Below are 12,767 nucleotides of genomic sequence, written 5' to 3'. Positions count from 1 at the left end.
TTCAGGCGGCGGCGCGCTGCAGCCGCCAGTAGCGCCAGAAAGCGCCCGACAGCCACACCTTGAGCAGGCTGGTCACGTGCCAGTACAGGTACTTCTTGCTGCGGTGGCTGGCGCGCTGGGCGTCGTGGCGCGCGCGCAGGTCTTCGGTCACCTGGAGCTTCCAGCCGGCCAGCCGGGTGCGGGCGCAGATGTCGAAGTCTTCCCCGTACATGAAGAAGCGTTCGTCGAAGCCGCCGATCTTGCGGTAGGCCTCGCTGCGAAACAGCATGAACAGGCCCGGAATCCAGGCCGGCACGGCCGGCGACTGGTAGCCGGGCTTCTTGCGGCCCAGGATCTCGAAGGGGGTCAGCAGCGCGCGGTGCGGCTCGGGCTCGGGCCGGCCCGACTCCAGGATGCGCGGCGTCATCAGGCCGGCGTCGGGCGCGGCCTGGGCGAGCATCGGGGCGAGCACGTCGGCGTCGAAGCGGATGTCGGGGTTGAGCACCAGGAACCAGGGCGTGTCGCAGCGCGCGAAGGCCTGGTTGTGGTTGGCGCCGAAGCCCAGGGGCGCCGCGTTCTCGATGCGCTCGATCGGAAAGCCCCACTGTCGTCCTGCGAGCAGGTCGGCCTCGGGAATGTTCAGCGTGAGCACGACCTTGGCGATCGCGTCCCGGCTGTGCCGGTCGAGCTGCTCGAGCAGCGGCAGCACCAGCGCGAGCTGGCCGTGGCTCACGATCGACAGGGTGACCGGGGCGTGGGGTGAAGAAGGGGGCGTGGGCATGGTCTAATTTCGCTCGGGAATTCTAGGGTTCCCCCAACCCCACTCATGATTGCCCTGATCATCCTCAGTTTCTTCGTCTCCGCCATCGCGGTGCAGCTGTTCATGCGCCGCGCGCGCAGACACGCGCGCCGCTACGGCGCCGACATGCCCCAGCGTTTCCACAAGGGTCACGTGCCGCGCCTGGGCGGGGCCGGCATCATGCTCGGCATGAGCGCGGCCTGGCTGGGCGCCGGCCTGATCGAGCCGCTGAACATCGCCTGGCCGCTCAAGTCTTCGATGCTCACGCTGGTGTGCATCCTGCCCGCCGTGCTCGGCGGCATCGTCGAAGACGTGACCCAGCAGGTCAAGGTGCGCTACCGGCTGGGCCTGACCATCGGCTCGGCGCTGCTGGTGTGCTGGGTGCAGGGGCTGGGCGTGGCGCGCACCGGCTTCGAGACGCTCGACGGCTGGCTTGCGCTGCTGCCCTATGCCTCGCTGGTCTTCGCGGCCCTGGCCATCGGCGGCCTGCCGCATGCCTTCAACATCATCGACGGCTACAACGGGCTGGCCGGCACCGTGGCCGTGCTCGTGTGCCTGGCGATCTCGCACGTCGCGCTGCAGCTGGGCGACCGGCAGCTGGCCGCGATGGTGATCTGCCTGGTCGGTGCCACCTTCGGCTTCCTGGTCTGGAACTACCCGCGCGGCAAGATCTTCGCCGGCGACGGCGGCGCCTACGTCTGGGGCATGGTGATCGCCGTGGCTTGCGTGACGCTGGTGCAGCGCCACCGCGTGGTGTCGCCGTGGTTCCCGATGCTGCTCCTGATCTACCCGGTGTGGGAGACGCTGTTCTCCATCTACCGCAAGCTGGCCCGGGGCCAGTCGCCGGGCACGGCGGACGCGCTGCACTTCCACCAGCTGATCTTCCGGCGCATCGTGCGCGTGGCCTTCGCGGACGACGAGGCGCGCCAGCTGCTGGCGCGCAACAACCGCACCTCGCCCTACCTGTGGATGTTCGCCGCGCTGTCGGTGGTGCCCGCGGTGCTGTTCTGGAACAACACCTTCGTGCTGATGCTGTTCTGCCTTCTGTTCGTCACGACCTACGTCGGGGCGTACCTGATGATCGTGCGCTTCAAGGTCCCGCGCTGGCTGCGGCCCTGACCGCCGGCGCCTTCTTGTTGCGAGAATTCTTCCCATCGTCCACCGCTTTGGAGCCTGACCGCCCATGACCGACCCCGTCCTCAACATCCCTCCGCGCGACAAGGCCGAGATCCTGGCCCAGGCGCTGCCGTACATCCGCAAGTTCCACGGCAAGACCATCGTCATCAAGTACGGCGGCAACGCCATGACCGACCCCGCGCTGCAGGCCGACTTCGCCGAAGACGTGGTGCTGCTCAAGCTGGTCGGCATGAACCCGGTGGTGGTGCACGGCGGCGGCCCGCAGATCGAGGCCGCGCTGAACAAGCTGGGCAAGAAGGGCAGCTTCGTGCAGGGCATGCGCGTGACCGACGCCGAGACCATGGAAGTCGTCGAATGGGTGCTGGCCGGCGAGGTGCAGCAGGACATCGTGGGCCTGATCAACCAGGCCGGCGGCAAGGCCGTGGGCCTCACGGGGCGCGACGGCGGCCTCATTCGCGCGCAAAAACTCAAGCTGGCCGACCGCACCGACCCGAACGTGCACCACGACGTGGGCCAGGTCGGCGACATCGTCTCCATCGACCCCAGCGTGGTCAAGGCGCTGCAGGACGACGCCTTCATTCCCGTCGTCAGCCCCATCGGCTTCGGCGAGGAGAACGAGAGCTACAACATCAACGCCGACGTCGTCGCCGGCAAGCTGGCCACCGTGCTCAAGGCCGAGAAGCTCATGCTGCTGACCAACACGCCCGGCGTGCTCGACAAGAACGGCAACCTGCTCACCAACCTGAGCGCGCGCGAAATCGACGACCTGTTCGCCGACGGCACCATCTCGGGCGGCATGCTGCCCAAGATCGAAGGCGCGCTCGACGCGGCCAAGAGCGGTGTGAACGCGGTGCACATCATCGACGGCCGCGTGCCGCACGCGATGCTGCTCGAGATCCTGACCGACCAGGCCTACGGCACGATGATCCGGGCGCGTTGAGCGCCCTGCGCGTACCTTCCTGCGGCGGAAGGCGCGCGCTCACTGCGCTGTGCGAGAATCAATTGATTACATCTTTGCACGCGCTCCCATGCAGAACGAAGAGACAGCTGCCCCCGGCGTAGAGACCCCGGCCGACACGCCCGCCGCCGCACCGACGCGCAAGCGCCCCAAGCCGGGCGAACGGCGCGTGCAGATCCTGCAGGCGCTGGCCGCCATGCTGGAGCAGCCCGGTGCCGAGCGGGTCACCACCGCCGCGCTGGCCGCGCGGCTCGAGGTGAGCGAGGCGGCCCTGTACCGCCACTTCGCGAGCAAGGCCCAGATGTTCGAGGGCCTCATCGACTTCATCGAACAGAGCGTCTTCACGCTGGTCAACCAGATCCTCGAGCGCGAAGGCGCCACCGGCAGCCAGCAGGCGGCCCGCATCCTCGTGCTGCTCGTGCAGTTCGCCGAGCGCAACCCCGGCATGACGCGCGTCATGGTCGGCGACGCGCTGGTGTTCGAGAACGAGCGCCTGCAGCAGCGCATGAACCAGTTCTTCGACAAGATCGAGGCCACGCTGCGCCAGGTGCTGCGCGGCGCGGCCGCCGCCGACGGCTCGGCCACGCCCAGCGTCGACGCCCAGGTGCGCGCCGCGGCGCTCACGGCCTTCGTGGTCGGGCAGCTGCAGCGCTTTGCGCGCTCGGGTTTCCGCCGGGCACCGTCGGAACACCTGGAAGCCACGATCGCCCTGATCGTTTGACGGCCTTGCCGGCAAGTCCGGCGCCGCCACGCTGAACTCGACGCGGCCCCTTGCGGCGCGTACGATCGAATTTCTCCCTTGCCGCCACGCGGTGCCGCGGTGACAAGCCTGTTTCGCATGACCTCTGGATCGGAGGCTCGCATGAGTGCTTGTCCTTCCTGCCTTCGCTGGCCTTCCGGGGCGCGCCATGCCTGACGCCGCTGCCCGCCCAGCCCTTCTCCTGCACGCCGTCGCGCTCACCGCGGTCGCCATGGTCGCGTTCGCGGCCAACTCGCTGCTGTGCCGACTCGCGCTGCAGCACGGCGGCATCGACCCCGCCAGCTTCGGCAGCATCCGGCTCGCGTCCGGGGCGATCACGCTGGCGCTCGTCGTGCGCTTCCGATCGCAGCCATCCGCCCTCGGGCGCACCGGCTGGCTCCCGGCCGTCATGCTGTTCGCGTACGTCGCGTTCTTCTCCTTTGCCTACCTCAGCCTCCCGGCGGGCACGGGCGCGCTGATCCTCTTCGGCGCGGTGCAGCTCACGATGCTGGGCGCGGGCCTGGGCGGCGGCGAGCGCTTCGGGGTGCTCGCGTGGTGCGGCTTTGTCCTTGCGGCCGCCGGCCTCGTCTACCTGGTGTCGCCGGGCGTTGCGGCGCCGCCGCTGCTGGGCGCCGTGCTGATGGCGGTGGCGGGCGTGGCATGGGGCGTGTATTCGCTGCGCGGACGGGGCGTGGCCGATCCGCTGGCCGCGACCGCGCGCAACTTCCTGCGCGCCGTGCCATTGGCCTTGGCGCTGAGCCTGGTGTTCATCACGCGCGCGCATGCCGATGCGCACGGCGTCGCGCTGGCCGTGGCCTCCGGTGCGCTGACCTCGGGGCTTGGCTACGTAGTCTGGTACGCGGCGCTGGGCCGCCTGTCGGCCTTGCGGGCGGCGACCGTGCAGCTGTCGGTGCCGCTGCTTGCAGCGTTCGGCGGCGTGCTGTTCCTGTCGGAAGCGATCACGCCGCGGCTGGCGCTCGCCTCGGTGGCGATCCTCGGTGGCATCGCGCTCGTGCTGAGCCAGAAGTCGCGCCAGGCGGCGCGACGCTAGGCGACGGCCACGCCCACCTTGGCGCCGGCGGCGACGATCTCGCCCCAGGTCGCGTCATCGACCCACACGCCGTCGCGCCGGCGCTCCACGCGCGCCTGGCGCTCCGGTTCGCCTGCGATCTGCACGGCCTCGAAGCCCTGGCCCGGCGGGCTTTGCCGCAGCCAGCCGATGAACTCGCGCGCCTCCTCGTCGAAGACCTTCTGCGTGCCGAGCTTCACGGGGTCGATCAGCACCGTCAGCATGCCGTTGAGCACCGTGCGCGCCGTGTCCGCCGGCCGGTGCCAGGTGCCGCCGCCCGTGAGCGCGCCGCCCAGCAACTCGCACGCCACGGCCATGCCGTAGCCCTTGTGCTCGCCGAAGGTCATGAGCGCGCCGAACAGGCCGTTGCCCTGCGGCACCACGACCACGCCCGGGTCGTTGGTGGGCGCGCCGCGCTCGTCGATGAGGTAGCCGTCGGGCACCTGCTCGCCCTTGTTGTGGGCCACGCGCATCTTGCCTTGCGCCACGCGGCTGGTCGCGTAGTCGAGCACGAAGGGCTCGGCGCCCGCCAGCGGAATGCCGATGCAGCACGGGTTGGTGCCGAAGCGCCCGTCGCCGCCGCCCCAGGGCGCCACCACGGGCCGCGAGAGCACGTTGACGAAGTGCATCGCCACCAGCCCCTGCGCCGTCGCCATCTCGGCGAAATGGCCGATGCGCCCCAGGTGGTGCGCGTTCGCGAGCGTGAAGATGCAGCTGCCGTGCTGCTTGGCGCGCGCGATGCCGAGCTCCATGGCCTGCACGCCGACGATCTGACCGTAGCCGTGCTGGCCGTCCAGGCCCATCAGCGTGCCGATGTCGAGATTGACCTTCACGGCGGCGTTGGGCACGAGCCCGCCCTCGGCCACCGCATCGATGTAGCGCGGCAGCATGCCCACGCCGTGCGAGTCGTGCCCGCTGAGGTTGGCCAGCACGAGGTTGGCGGCCACCTGCTGCGCCTCGGCGGCCGTGCTGCCTGCGGCTTCGAGGATGCGGGCAACATTGGTTTGCAGGCCGTCGGCCGGCAGTGTTCTGGACATGGATCAGGCTCCTCGTGCGTTCAATGGGATGGCGTGGCCGAAGGGGAGGGCGGGCATGGGCTGCACGGGCCTCACATCACCGCGCCGACTTGCCACGGCACGAACTCGTTCTGCCCGTAGCCGTGCTGCTCGCTCTTGGAGTGCGCGCCCGAGGCGGTGGCCAGCACCAGCTCGAAGATGCGCTGGCCCATCTCCGCAATCGACGCTGTGCCGTCCACGATCTCGCCGCAGTTGATGTCCATGTCTTCTTCCTGCCGCTGCCACAGCGCCGAGTTGGTCGCCAGCTTGAGCGAGGGCGAGGGCGCGCAGCCGTAGGCTGAGCCGCGCCCGGTCGTGAAGCAGATCAGGTTCGCGCCGCCCGCCACCTGGCCCGTGGCGCTCACCGGGTCGTAGCCCGGCGTGTCCATGTAGACGAAGCCGTGCGCGGTCACGGGCTCGGCGTATTCGTACACCGCCTCGAGGTTGCTGGTGCCGCCCTTGGCGACCGCGCCCAGCGACTTCTCGAGGATGGTCGTGAGCCCACCCGCCTTGTTGCCGGGCGAGGGGTTGTTGTTCATCTCGCCTTCGTTGATGGCGGTGTAGTGCTCCCACCACTTGATGCGGTCCACCAGCTTCTGGCCCACCTCGCGCTTCACCGCGCGGCGCGTCAGCAGGTGCTCGGCGCCGTACACCTCGGGCGTCTCGCTGAGGATGGCCGTGCCGCCGTGCGCCACCAGCAGATCGACCGCCGCGCCCAGTGCCGGGTTCGCGCTGATGCCCGAGTAGCCGTCCGAGCCGCCGCACTGCAGCCCGATCGTGATGTGCGCCGCGCTGCACGGTTCGCGCTTCACTGCGTTGGCGCGCGGCAGCATTTCATTGATGAGCGCCACGCCTTTCTCGACCGTCTTGCGCGTGCCGCCCGTGTCCTGGATGTTGAAGGTGCGGAAGTTCTCGCCCTCAGCCAGGTGGCCGGTCGCGAGCCAGGCGTTGATCTGGTTGGCTTCGCAGCCCAGCCCCACCACCAGCACGCCCGCGAAGTTCGGGTGCGTGGCATACCCCGTGAGCGTGCGCTCCAGGATCTGCATGCCCATGCCCTGCGTGTCCATGCCGCAGCCCGTGCCGTGCGTCAGCGCGACGATGCCATCGACGTTCGGAAACGCGGCGAGCGCCTGTGGATTGGTCTTGCGCGAGAAGTGGTCGGCAATGGCGCGCGCAGCGGTGGCCGAGCAGTTCACGCTGGTCAGCACGCCGATGTAGTTGCGCGTGGCCACGCGGCCGTCGGCGCGGCGAATGCCCATGAAGGTGGCCTCGCGCTTCGCGGGCGCGGGCTTCACGTCGGCGCCGAAGGCGTAGTCGCGCTCGAAGTCGCCCTTGTCGGGGCCCATGTCCAGGTTCTGCGTGTGCACGTGCTCGCCGGCGGCGATGGGCTTGCTCGCGAAGCCGATGATCTGGTTGTAGCGGCGCACCGGTTCGCCCTGCGCGATGGCGCGCATGGCGACCTTGTGGCCTGGCGGGATCAGCCCGCGCACGGCGACGTTCTCGACGAGCGTGCCGCCCAGCAGTTGCGAGCGCGCGATGACGACGTCGTCGGCGGGATGGAGTCGGATGTAGGGCGTCATGGTCAATAGAACATCTTGGGAACCCAGAGCACCAGCTTGGGCATGTAGGTGATCACGCCCAGGCTGAGCAAGAGAGGCACCAGCCAGGGCAGGATGGCCATCGTCGTGCGCTCGAAGCTCAGGCCCGCCACGCGCGCCAGCACGAACAGCACCATGCCCATCGGCGGGTGCAGCAGGCCGATCATGAGGTTGAGCACCATCACGAGGCCGAAGTGGATCGGGTCCACGCCCAGCTGCGTGGCAATGGGCAGCAGGATGGGCACGAGGATGGTGATGGCCGCCGTCGGCTCCAGGAAGCAACCCACGAACAGCATCAGCAGGTTGGCCAGCAGCAGGAATACCCATGCTTCCTGGGTGAAGCTCAGCACCCAGCTCGCGATGCTGGTGGTGACGCCCGTGGCCGTGAGCATCCAGCCGAAGATCGAGGCCGCCGCCACGATGAACAGCACCGTGCTCGTGGTCTCGATGGTGTCCAGGCAGACCTTGATGAACATCTTCCACGAGAGCGTGCGGTACCACGCGAAGCCCAGGATCATGGCCCACACGCAGGCCGCAATGGCGCCCTCGGTGGGCGTAAAGAGGCCCGTGGTCATGCCGCCGATGAGCAGCACCGGTGTCATGATGGGCAGCAGCGCCTCGAAGCTGAAGATCTTGTCCAGCACGAAGAGCGAAGCCAGCCCCGCGAACACCGTGAGCTGCGGCGGCGTGCCCAGCTTGGTCACCAGCACCCACAGCAGCAACGGCCAGCCGACCACCACGGCCAGCTCCATCAGCGCCTTGAACAGGCGCGTGCGCGAGAACTTGACGTCGGCGCCCCACTTGTTCTTGTGCGCGTAGTACGCCACCGTGAGCATCATGAGGATAGCCATCAGCGCACCCGGCAGCAGGCCCGCCAGGAACAGCGCACCCACCGACACGTTGGCCATCATTCCGTAGATCACGAAGGGCAGGCTCGGCGGAATGATCGGGCCCAGCGTGGCCGAGGCGGCTGTCACGCCCACCGCGAACTCGGTGGAGTAGCCGTGCTCCTTCATGGCCTTGATCTCGATGGTGCCCAGGCCGGCTGCATCGGCAATGGCCGTGCCGCTCATGCCCGCGAAGATCACCGAGCCCAGCACGTTCACGTGGCCCAGGCCGCCCTTGAGCCAGCCCACCAGTGCCAGTGCGAAGTTGTAGATGCGCGTGGTGATGCCGGCGTTGTTCATCAGGTTGCCGGCCAGGATGAAGAAGGGCACGGCCAGCAGCGGAAAGCTGTCGATGCCGCTCACCATGCGGTGGATCACCACGAAGGGCGGCAGCGTGCTGTCGCTCACGAGGATGTAGACCAGCGAGGCGCCGGCCATGGCGATGGCCACCGGAATGCCGCCGGCCATGAAGAACAGGAAGATGATTTTCAGCATGAGGTTCCGTCGGGAGGCGTGGCCTCCTTGTTTGACCGAGGTGTGCCGGCGCGCGCCGCCTCAGCGGTCGTGCAAGGTGGATTCGGGTTGTTCGAGCACGCTGTAGCCGCGCTGCCAGTGGATGCGCAGCACCTGCAGCGAACGCCACGCCATCGCGGCGAAGCCGAACACGCACAGTGCGTACACCACGTTCATCGGCAGGTCGACGATGGTCATGCGCGTCTGGTTGCCGATCTTCAGCATCATCTGCACCGTCATGGCGACGGCCGCGACGAAGAAGGCGGTGCGCAGCACATCGACGGCCATCGAGAGCGCACGGCCCATCGCACGCGGCATGTGGCGGTAGAAGAAGTCGACCTGGATCTGGTTGTTCTTCGCCACCCCCACCGCCGCGCCGACGAAGACCACGCCGATGAGCATGTAGCGCGCCACTTCCTCGGTCCAGGCCGCCGAATCGTTCATCACGTAGCGCGTGACGAACTGGTAGAACACCGTCAGGCCCAGCATCCAGAACAAGGCCAGGGAAATCCAGCCTTCGGCGATGGTGTCCGACAGGTCGACCACTTCGTCTTCCGCGTGGAAGTGGCCTTCGTCGTCGATGATCTTCTGTTCGGTCATGGCCGCTTCGCTTACTTGATGGCCAGGATGCGGTCGTAGTCTTGCTGGCGGTAGCCCTGGTCGGTGGGCTTGGTGGCCTTGAGCACCGCTTCACGGAACGCGTTCTTGTCGACCGTGATCACGTTGTTGCCCTTCTTCTTGAACTCTTCCACCAGGCGTGCTTCCGACGCGATGATTTCGCGGCCGGTCTTCTCGGCGGCTTCCTGCATCACCTCGGTGAAGATCTTCTTGTCTTCCGCCGAGAGCTTGGCCCACAGCGGGCCCGAGGTGATGGTGAGCAGCGAGTCGACGATGTGGCCGGTGAGCGAGATGTTCTTCTGCACCTCGAAGAACTTCTTGGCTTCGATGGTCGGCAGCGGGTTCTCCTGCGCGTCGACCGTGTTGTTCTGCAGCGCCAGGTACACCTCGGCAAAGGCGATCGGCGTCGGGTTGGCGCCCAGCGCTTTCGGGAACGCCAGGTAGGCCGGCGCGTCGGGCACGCGGATCTTCAGGCCCTTCATGTCCTCGGGTTTGGCCACGGGCCGTGCGGCGCTCGAGGTGACGTGGCGCGCGCCGTAGTAGCTCAGCGCCGTGATGTGGTTGCCGCTCTTGTCGTCGTAGCCCTTGGCGAGTTCCTTGAACACGTCGCTCTTCGCGTACTTGAGCTGGTGCTCCGCGTCGCGGAAGATGAACGGGAAGTACGAGATCGCCAGCGGCGTGTAGGTGCGGCCCGCGAAGCTTGCGCCCGACAAGATGATGTCGACCGTGCCCAGCGTCAGGCCCTGGTTGATGTCGGCTTCCTTGCCCAGCGTGGAGGCCGGGAACACCTGCACCTCGTAGCGGCCGTTGGTGCGCTTCTTGATTTCGTCGCCGGCCCACACCGAGTACTTGTGGAAGGGCTCCGAGGTCTCGTACACGTGCGCCCACTTGAGCTTGGTCTGCGCCGAGGCGATGCCCGATACGCCGAGCGCGCTTGCCGCGAGGGCGCAGGCGGCCAGGGCCTTGAGGGCGGTGCGTTTGCTGTTCTTGCTGCTGCTGATCATGGGGTGTGTCTCCGTTGTAGTGAACTGGCAGGAAGGCTGGCGAGAAATCAGGCGGGCTTGGCGCGGCGCCAGCTCGCGCTGAAACGGTGGTGCGAGTTGTCCATGTGCGTGTGCATCGCGCTGCGCGCGGCGTCGGCGTCGCGCGCGGCAATGGCGTCGCGGATCGCCTCGTGCTCGGTGATGGCGGCGCGCCACGAGGTCACGGTCTCGAAGTAGCCGCCCAGCCGCGTGAAGATGGGGCCGCGGCGCGAATCCCAGAAGCCCTGCACTGTCTCGACCAGCACCACGTTGCCGCTGGCGCCGACGATGGCCAGGTGAAAGGCGCGGTCGCCGTCCAGCGGCATGACGTTGCGGTCGGCCATCTCGCGCATGGTGGCGATGGCGCGCGTCATCGCGTCCACGTCCTTGCGCTTGCCCGAGAGCGCGGCGATGGCGGCGGTCTCGCCCTCGATCACGCGGCGCGCGCGGATCAGCTCCAGCGGCCCCCACTCGGTGGGCGCCACCGGCGCGCTGGCGCGGTGCGAGCGGTCGAGCACGTACACGCCCGAGCCGGTGCGCACCTCGACCCAGCCCTCGACCTCCAGCGCGATGAGCGCCTCGCGCACCGAGGGCCGGCTCACGCCCAGCTGCTTGGCCAGGTCGCGCTCGGCGGGCAGGCGCGCGCCCACGTCGAATTCGCCCTTGGCGATCAGCCCCCGGAGCTGGTCGGCAATCTGGCGATAGAGGCGTTGGGGTTCGACGGTCTGGAGCGGCACGGGAGCAGGGTGTGGGTGCGGGCGAGGCGGTGGATCGGCTTAAGGGTTGTCCTGAATTGGACAAGTGGTAAGGCCAATTCAGAATACGGCGATTCACAGTTGTGACCCATCGGGCCTAACCCGAACCCACCCCGCATCCGCAGAACACCCCAGGAGACACCGACATGAGATTGAAGGGAAAGACCGTGCTCGTCACCGCCGCCGGCCAGGGCATCGGCCGCGCCAGCGTGCTGGCGCTCGCGGCCGAGGGCGCCCATGTGTGGGCCACCGACGTCAACGAGCAGCTGCTGTCGGCCTACGCCGGCGTGGCGAACGTCACGGCCCTGAAGCTCGACGTGCTCGACAAGGCCGCCATCGGCGCGGTCGTGGCCCAGCTGCCCACGCTCGACGTGCTCTTCAACTGCGCGGGCGTGGTGCACAACGGCACCATCGAGCAGGCCGGCGACGACGACCTCGACTTTGCCTTCCGCCTCAACGTGCGCGCGCAGATGTGGACCATCCAGGCCGTGCTGCCCGGCATGCTCGCGGCCGGGCGCGGCAGCATCATCAACATGGCCAGCGTGTGCTCCAGCATGAAGGGCCTGCCCAACCGCTTCGTCTACGGCACCACCAAGGCGGCCGTGCTCGGCCTCACCAAGAGCGTGGCGGCCGACTACGTGGCCCGCGGCATCCGCTGCAATGCCGTGTGCCCGGGCACGGTCGACACGCCCTCGCTGGGCGATCGCATCAACGCCAACGCCGACCCCGAGGCCGCGCGCAAGGCCTTCGTGGCGCGCCAGCCCATGGGCCGGCTCGCGCAGGCCGAGGAGATCGCGCCGGTGGTGGTGTTCCTGGCCAGCGACGAATCCATCTTCGCCACCGGCCAGTACTTCACCGTCGACGGCGGCATCACGATATGAACCGGCTCGATTTCGAAGGCCGCCACGCCGTGGTCACCGGTGGTGCCACGGGGCTGGGCTTCGGCATCGCGCAGCGGCTCGTCGCCTCGGGCGGCAGCGTCACGCTGTGGGACCGCGACGAGGCCGCCGCCGGTCGCGCGGCCGAAGCGCTCGGCGCCAAGGCCTTCGCATTGAAGGTCGACGTGACGCAGCAGCCCTCGGTCGCGAAAGCCGTGGCGGCCACGCTCGCGCACGCGCCGCGCATCGATGCGCTGGTCAACAGCGCCGGCATCACCGGGCCCAACGTCAAGCTGTGGGATTACCCGGTGGACGAGTGGCGCCAGGTGATGGAGGTCAACGTCACCGGCGTGTTCCTGTGCTGTCGCGAGGTGGTGGCGCAGATGCGCAAACAGGGCGCGAAGGGTGAAGGCCGCATCGTCAACATCGCCTCGGTGGCGGGCAAGGACGGCAACCCCAACGCCAGCGCGTACAGTGCGAGCAAGGCCGCCGTCATCGGGCTCACCAAGTCGCTCGGCAAGGAGCTGGCCGACACCGGCATCCGCGTGAACTGCGTGACGCCCGCGGCGGTGAAGACCGCCATCTTCGACCAGATGACCCCCGACCACATCGCCTTCATGCTCTCGAAGATTCCCATGGGCCGCTTCGGCACCGTGGAAGAGGTGGCGGCGATGGTCGGCTGGCTGTGCACCGACGATTGCTCCTTTTCCACCGGCGCCGTGTTCGACCTGTCGGGCGGCCGCTCCACCTACTGATTCCC

General features: G+C 68.4%; 13 protein-coding genes. 6 read left to right on the top strand and 7 right to left on the bottom strand.

Annotation, left to right across the window (positions count from 1 at the left end):
* Position 1 precedes the first annotated feature (1 nt).
* On the bottom strand, positions 2–760 hold the full coding sequence (locus VBO01S_RS04590; protein ID WP_062471146.1) for a glycosyltransferase family 2 protein: 759 nt from the start codon (positions 758–760) through the stop codon (positions 2–4).
* A 45-nt stretch (positions 761–805) separates the two neighbouring features.
* Between VBO01S_RS04590 and VBO01S_RS04585 the strand changes: the two genes are divergently transcribed.
* The 4 genes from VBO01S_RS04585 to VBO01S_RS04570 all read left to right on the top strand — a co-directional run bounded on the left by VBO01S_RS04585 (position 806) and on the right by VBO01S_RS04570 (position 4,663).
* Entirely contained in the window at positions 806–1,897 is a 1,092-nt protein-coding gene (locus VBO01S_RS04585) for a glycosyltransferase family 4 protein (RefSeq protein ID WP_062471143.1), read from the top strand.
* Positions 1,898–1,961: 64 nt separating this feature from the next.
* On the top strand, positions 1,962–2,855 hold the full coding sequence (argB, locus tag VBO01S_RS04580) for an acetylglutamate kinase (protein ID WP_062471140.1): 894 nt from the start codon (positions 1,962–1,964) through the stop codon (positions 2,853–2,855).
* Between the two features lie 88 nt (positions 2,856–2,943).
* On the top strand, positions 2,944–3,594 hold the full coding sequence (slmA, locus tag VBO01S_RS04575; protein WP_062471138.1) for a nucleoid occlusion factor SlmA: 651 nt from the start codon (positions 2,944–2,946) through the stop codon (positions 3,592–3,594).
* A 187-nt stretch (positions 3,595–3,781) separates the two neighbouring features.
* Positions 3,782–4,663 (top strand): DMT family transporter, encoded by an 882-nt coding sequence (locus VBO01S_RS04570; protein ID WP_062471135.1) that lies wholly within the window; start codon positions 3,782–3,784, stop codon positions 4,661–4,663.
* Here the strand turns inward: VBO01S_RS04570 and VBO01S_RS04565 are convergent.
* From VBO01S_RS04565 to VBO01S_RS04540, 6 genes are all read right to left on the bottom strand, one after another.
* The gene (locus VBO01S_RS04565) at positions 4,660–5,718 is read right to left on the bottom strand and encodes a malate/lactate/ureidoglycolate dehydrogenase (RefSeq protein WP_062471132.1); all 1,059 of its coding nucleotides are present in this window, start codon (positions 5,716–5,718) and stop codon (positions 4,660–4,662) included. The two genes, VBO01S_RS04570 and VBO01S_RS04565, sit on opposite strands and share 4 nt — an antisense overlap.
* 71 nt (positions 5,719–5,789) lie before the next feature.
* The gene (locus VBO01S_RS04560; RefSeq protein ID WP_062471129.1) at positions 5,790–7,316 is read right to left on the bottom strand and encodes a UxaA family hydrolase; all 1,527 of its coding nucleotides are present in this window, start codon (positions 7,314–7,316) and stop codon (positions 5,790–5,792) included.
* A gap of 2 nt (positions 7,317–7,318) precedes the next feature.
* Positions 7,319–8,716 carry a TRAP transporter large permease gene (locus tag VBO01S_RS04555; RefSeq protein WP_062471126.1) on the bottom strand — a complete coding sequence of 466 codons (1,398 nt, stop codon included), beginning with the start codon at positions 8,714–8,716 and terminating at the stop codon, positions 7,319–7,321.
* Positions 8,717–8,776: 60 nt separating this feature from the next.
* A complete protein-coding gene (locus VBO01S_RS04550) occupies positions 8,777–9,334 on the bottom strand; it encodes a TRAP transporter small permease (protein WP_062471123.1) in 558 nt (185 codons plus the stop codon).
* 11 nt (positions 9,335–9,345) lie between these two features.
* Positions 9,346–10,356: a sialic acid TRAP transporter substrate-binding protein SiaP gene (locus VBO01S_RS04545; RefSeq protein WP_062471120.1), complete on the bottom strand. Its 1,011-nt coding sequence runs from the start codon at positions 10,354–10,356 to the stop codon at positions 9,346–9,348.
* A gap of 47 nt (positions 10,357–10,403) precedes the next feature.
* Positions 10,404–11,111: a FadR/GntR family transcriptional regulator gene (locus VBO01S_RS04540; protein ID WP_062471117.1), complete on the bottom strand. Its 708-nt coding sequence runs from the start codon at positions 11,109–11,111 to the stop codon at positions 10,404–10,406.
* A gap of 164 nt (positions 11,112–11,275) precedes the next feature.
* On the opposite strand from VBO01S_RS04540, the gene VBO01S_RS04535 reads away from it, so the two are divergent.
* Both VBO01S_RS04535 and VBO01S_RS04530 read left to right on the top strand, forming a co-directional pair.
* Positions 11,276–12,010 carry an SDR family oxidoreductase gene (locus VBO01S_RS04535; protein WP_062471114.1) on the top strand — a complete coding sequence of 245 codons (735 nt, stop codon included), beginning with the start codon at positions 11,276–11,278 and terminating at the stop codon, positions 12,008–12,010.
* Entirely contained in the window at positions 12,007–12,762 is a 756-nt protein-coding gene (locus VBO01S_RS04530) for an SDR family NAD(P)-dependent oxidoreductase (protein WP_062471111.1), read from the top strand. Before VBO01S_RS04535 ends, VBO01S_RS04530 begins: the two co-directional genes overlap by 4 nt.
* The last annotated feature ends 5 nt before the right edge of the window (positions 12,763–12,767 follow it).

It is taken from the genome of Variovorax boronicumulans NBRC 103145 (genome assembly GCF_001591345.1).
Classification (GTDB): domain Bacteria; phylum Pseudomonadota; class Gammaproteobacteria; order Burkholderiales; family Burkholderiaceae_C; genus Variovorax; species Variovorax boronicumulans.
The sequence above is the reverse complement of the archived record's forward strand: the minus strand, read 5'-3'. Positions and strand labels throughout refer to the sequence as shown.

Excerpts from the sequence above, each read along its gene's own strand:
- VBO01S_RS04590 (WP_062471146.1), bottom strand. The coding sequence starts at position 760 with ATGCCCACGCCCCCTTCTTCACCCCACGCCCCGGTCACCCTGTCGATC.
- VBO01S_RS04585 (WP_062471143.1), top strand. The coding sequence starts at position 806 with ATGATTGCCCTGATCATCCTCAGTTTCTTCGTCTCCGCCATCGCGGTG.
- argB (WP_062471140.1), top strand. The coding sequence starts at position 1,962 with ATGACCGACCCCGTCCTCAACATCCCTCCGCGCGACAAGGCCGAGATC.
- slmA (WP_062471138.1), top strand. The coding sequence starts at position 2,944 with ATGCAGAACGAAGAGACAGCTGCCCCCGGCGTAGAGACCCCGGCCGAC.
- VBO01S_RS04570 (WP_062471135.1), top strand. The coding sequence starts at position 3,782 with ATGCCTGACGCCGCTGCCCGCCCAGCCCTTCTCCTGCACGCCGTCGCG.
- VBO01S_RS04565 (WP_062471132.1), bottom strand. The coding sequence starts at position 5,718 with ATGTCCAGAACACTGCCGGCCGACGGCCTGCAAACCAATGTTGCCCGC.
- VBO01S_RS04560 (WP_062471129.1), bottom strand. The coding sequence starts at position 7,316 with ATGACGCCCTACATCCGACTCCATCCCGCCGACGACGTCGTCATCGCG.
- VBO01S_RS04555 (WP_062471126.1), bottom strand. The coding sequence starts at position 8,716 with ATGCTGAAAATCATCTTCCTGTTCTTCATGGCCGGCGGCATTCCGGTG.
- VBO01S_RS04550 (WP_062471123.1), bottom strand. The coding sequence starts at position 9,334 with ATGACCGAACAGAAGATCATCGACGACGAAGGCCACTTCCACGCGGAA.
- VBO01S_RS04545 (WP_062471120.1), bottom strand. The coding sequence starts at position 10,356 with ATGATCAGCAGCAGCAAGAACAGCAAACGCACCGCCCTCAAGGCCCTG.
- VBO01S_RS04535 (WP_062471114.1), top strand. The coding sequence starts at position 11,276 with ATGAGATTGAAGGGAAAGACCGTGCTCGTCACCGCCGCCGGCCAGGGC.
- VBO01S_RS04530 (WP_062471111.1), top strand. The coding sequence starts at position 12,007 with ATGAACCGGCTCGATTTCGAAGGCCGCCACGCCGTGGTCACCGGTGGT.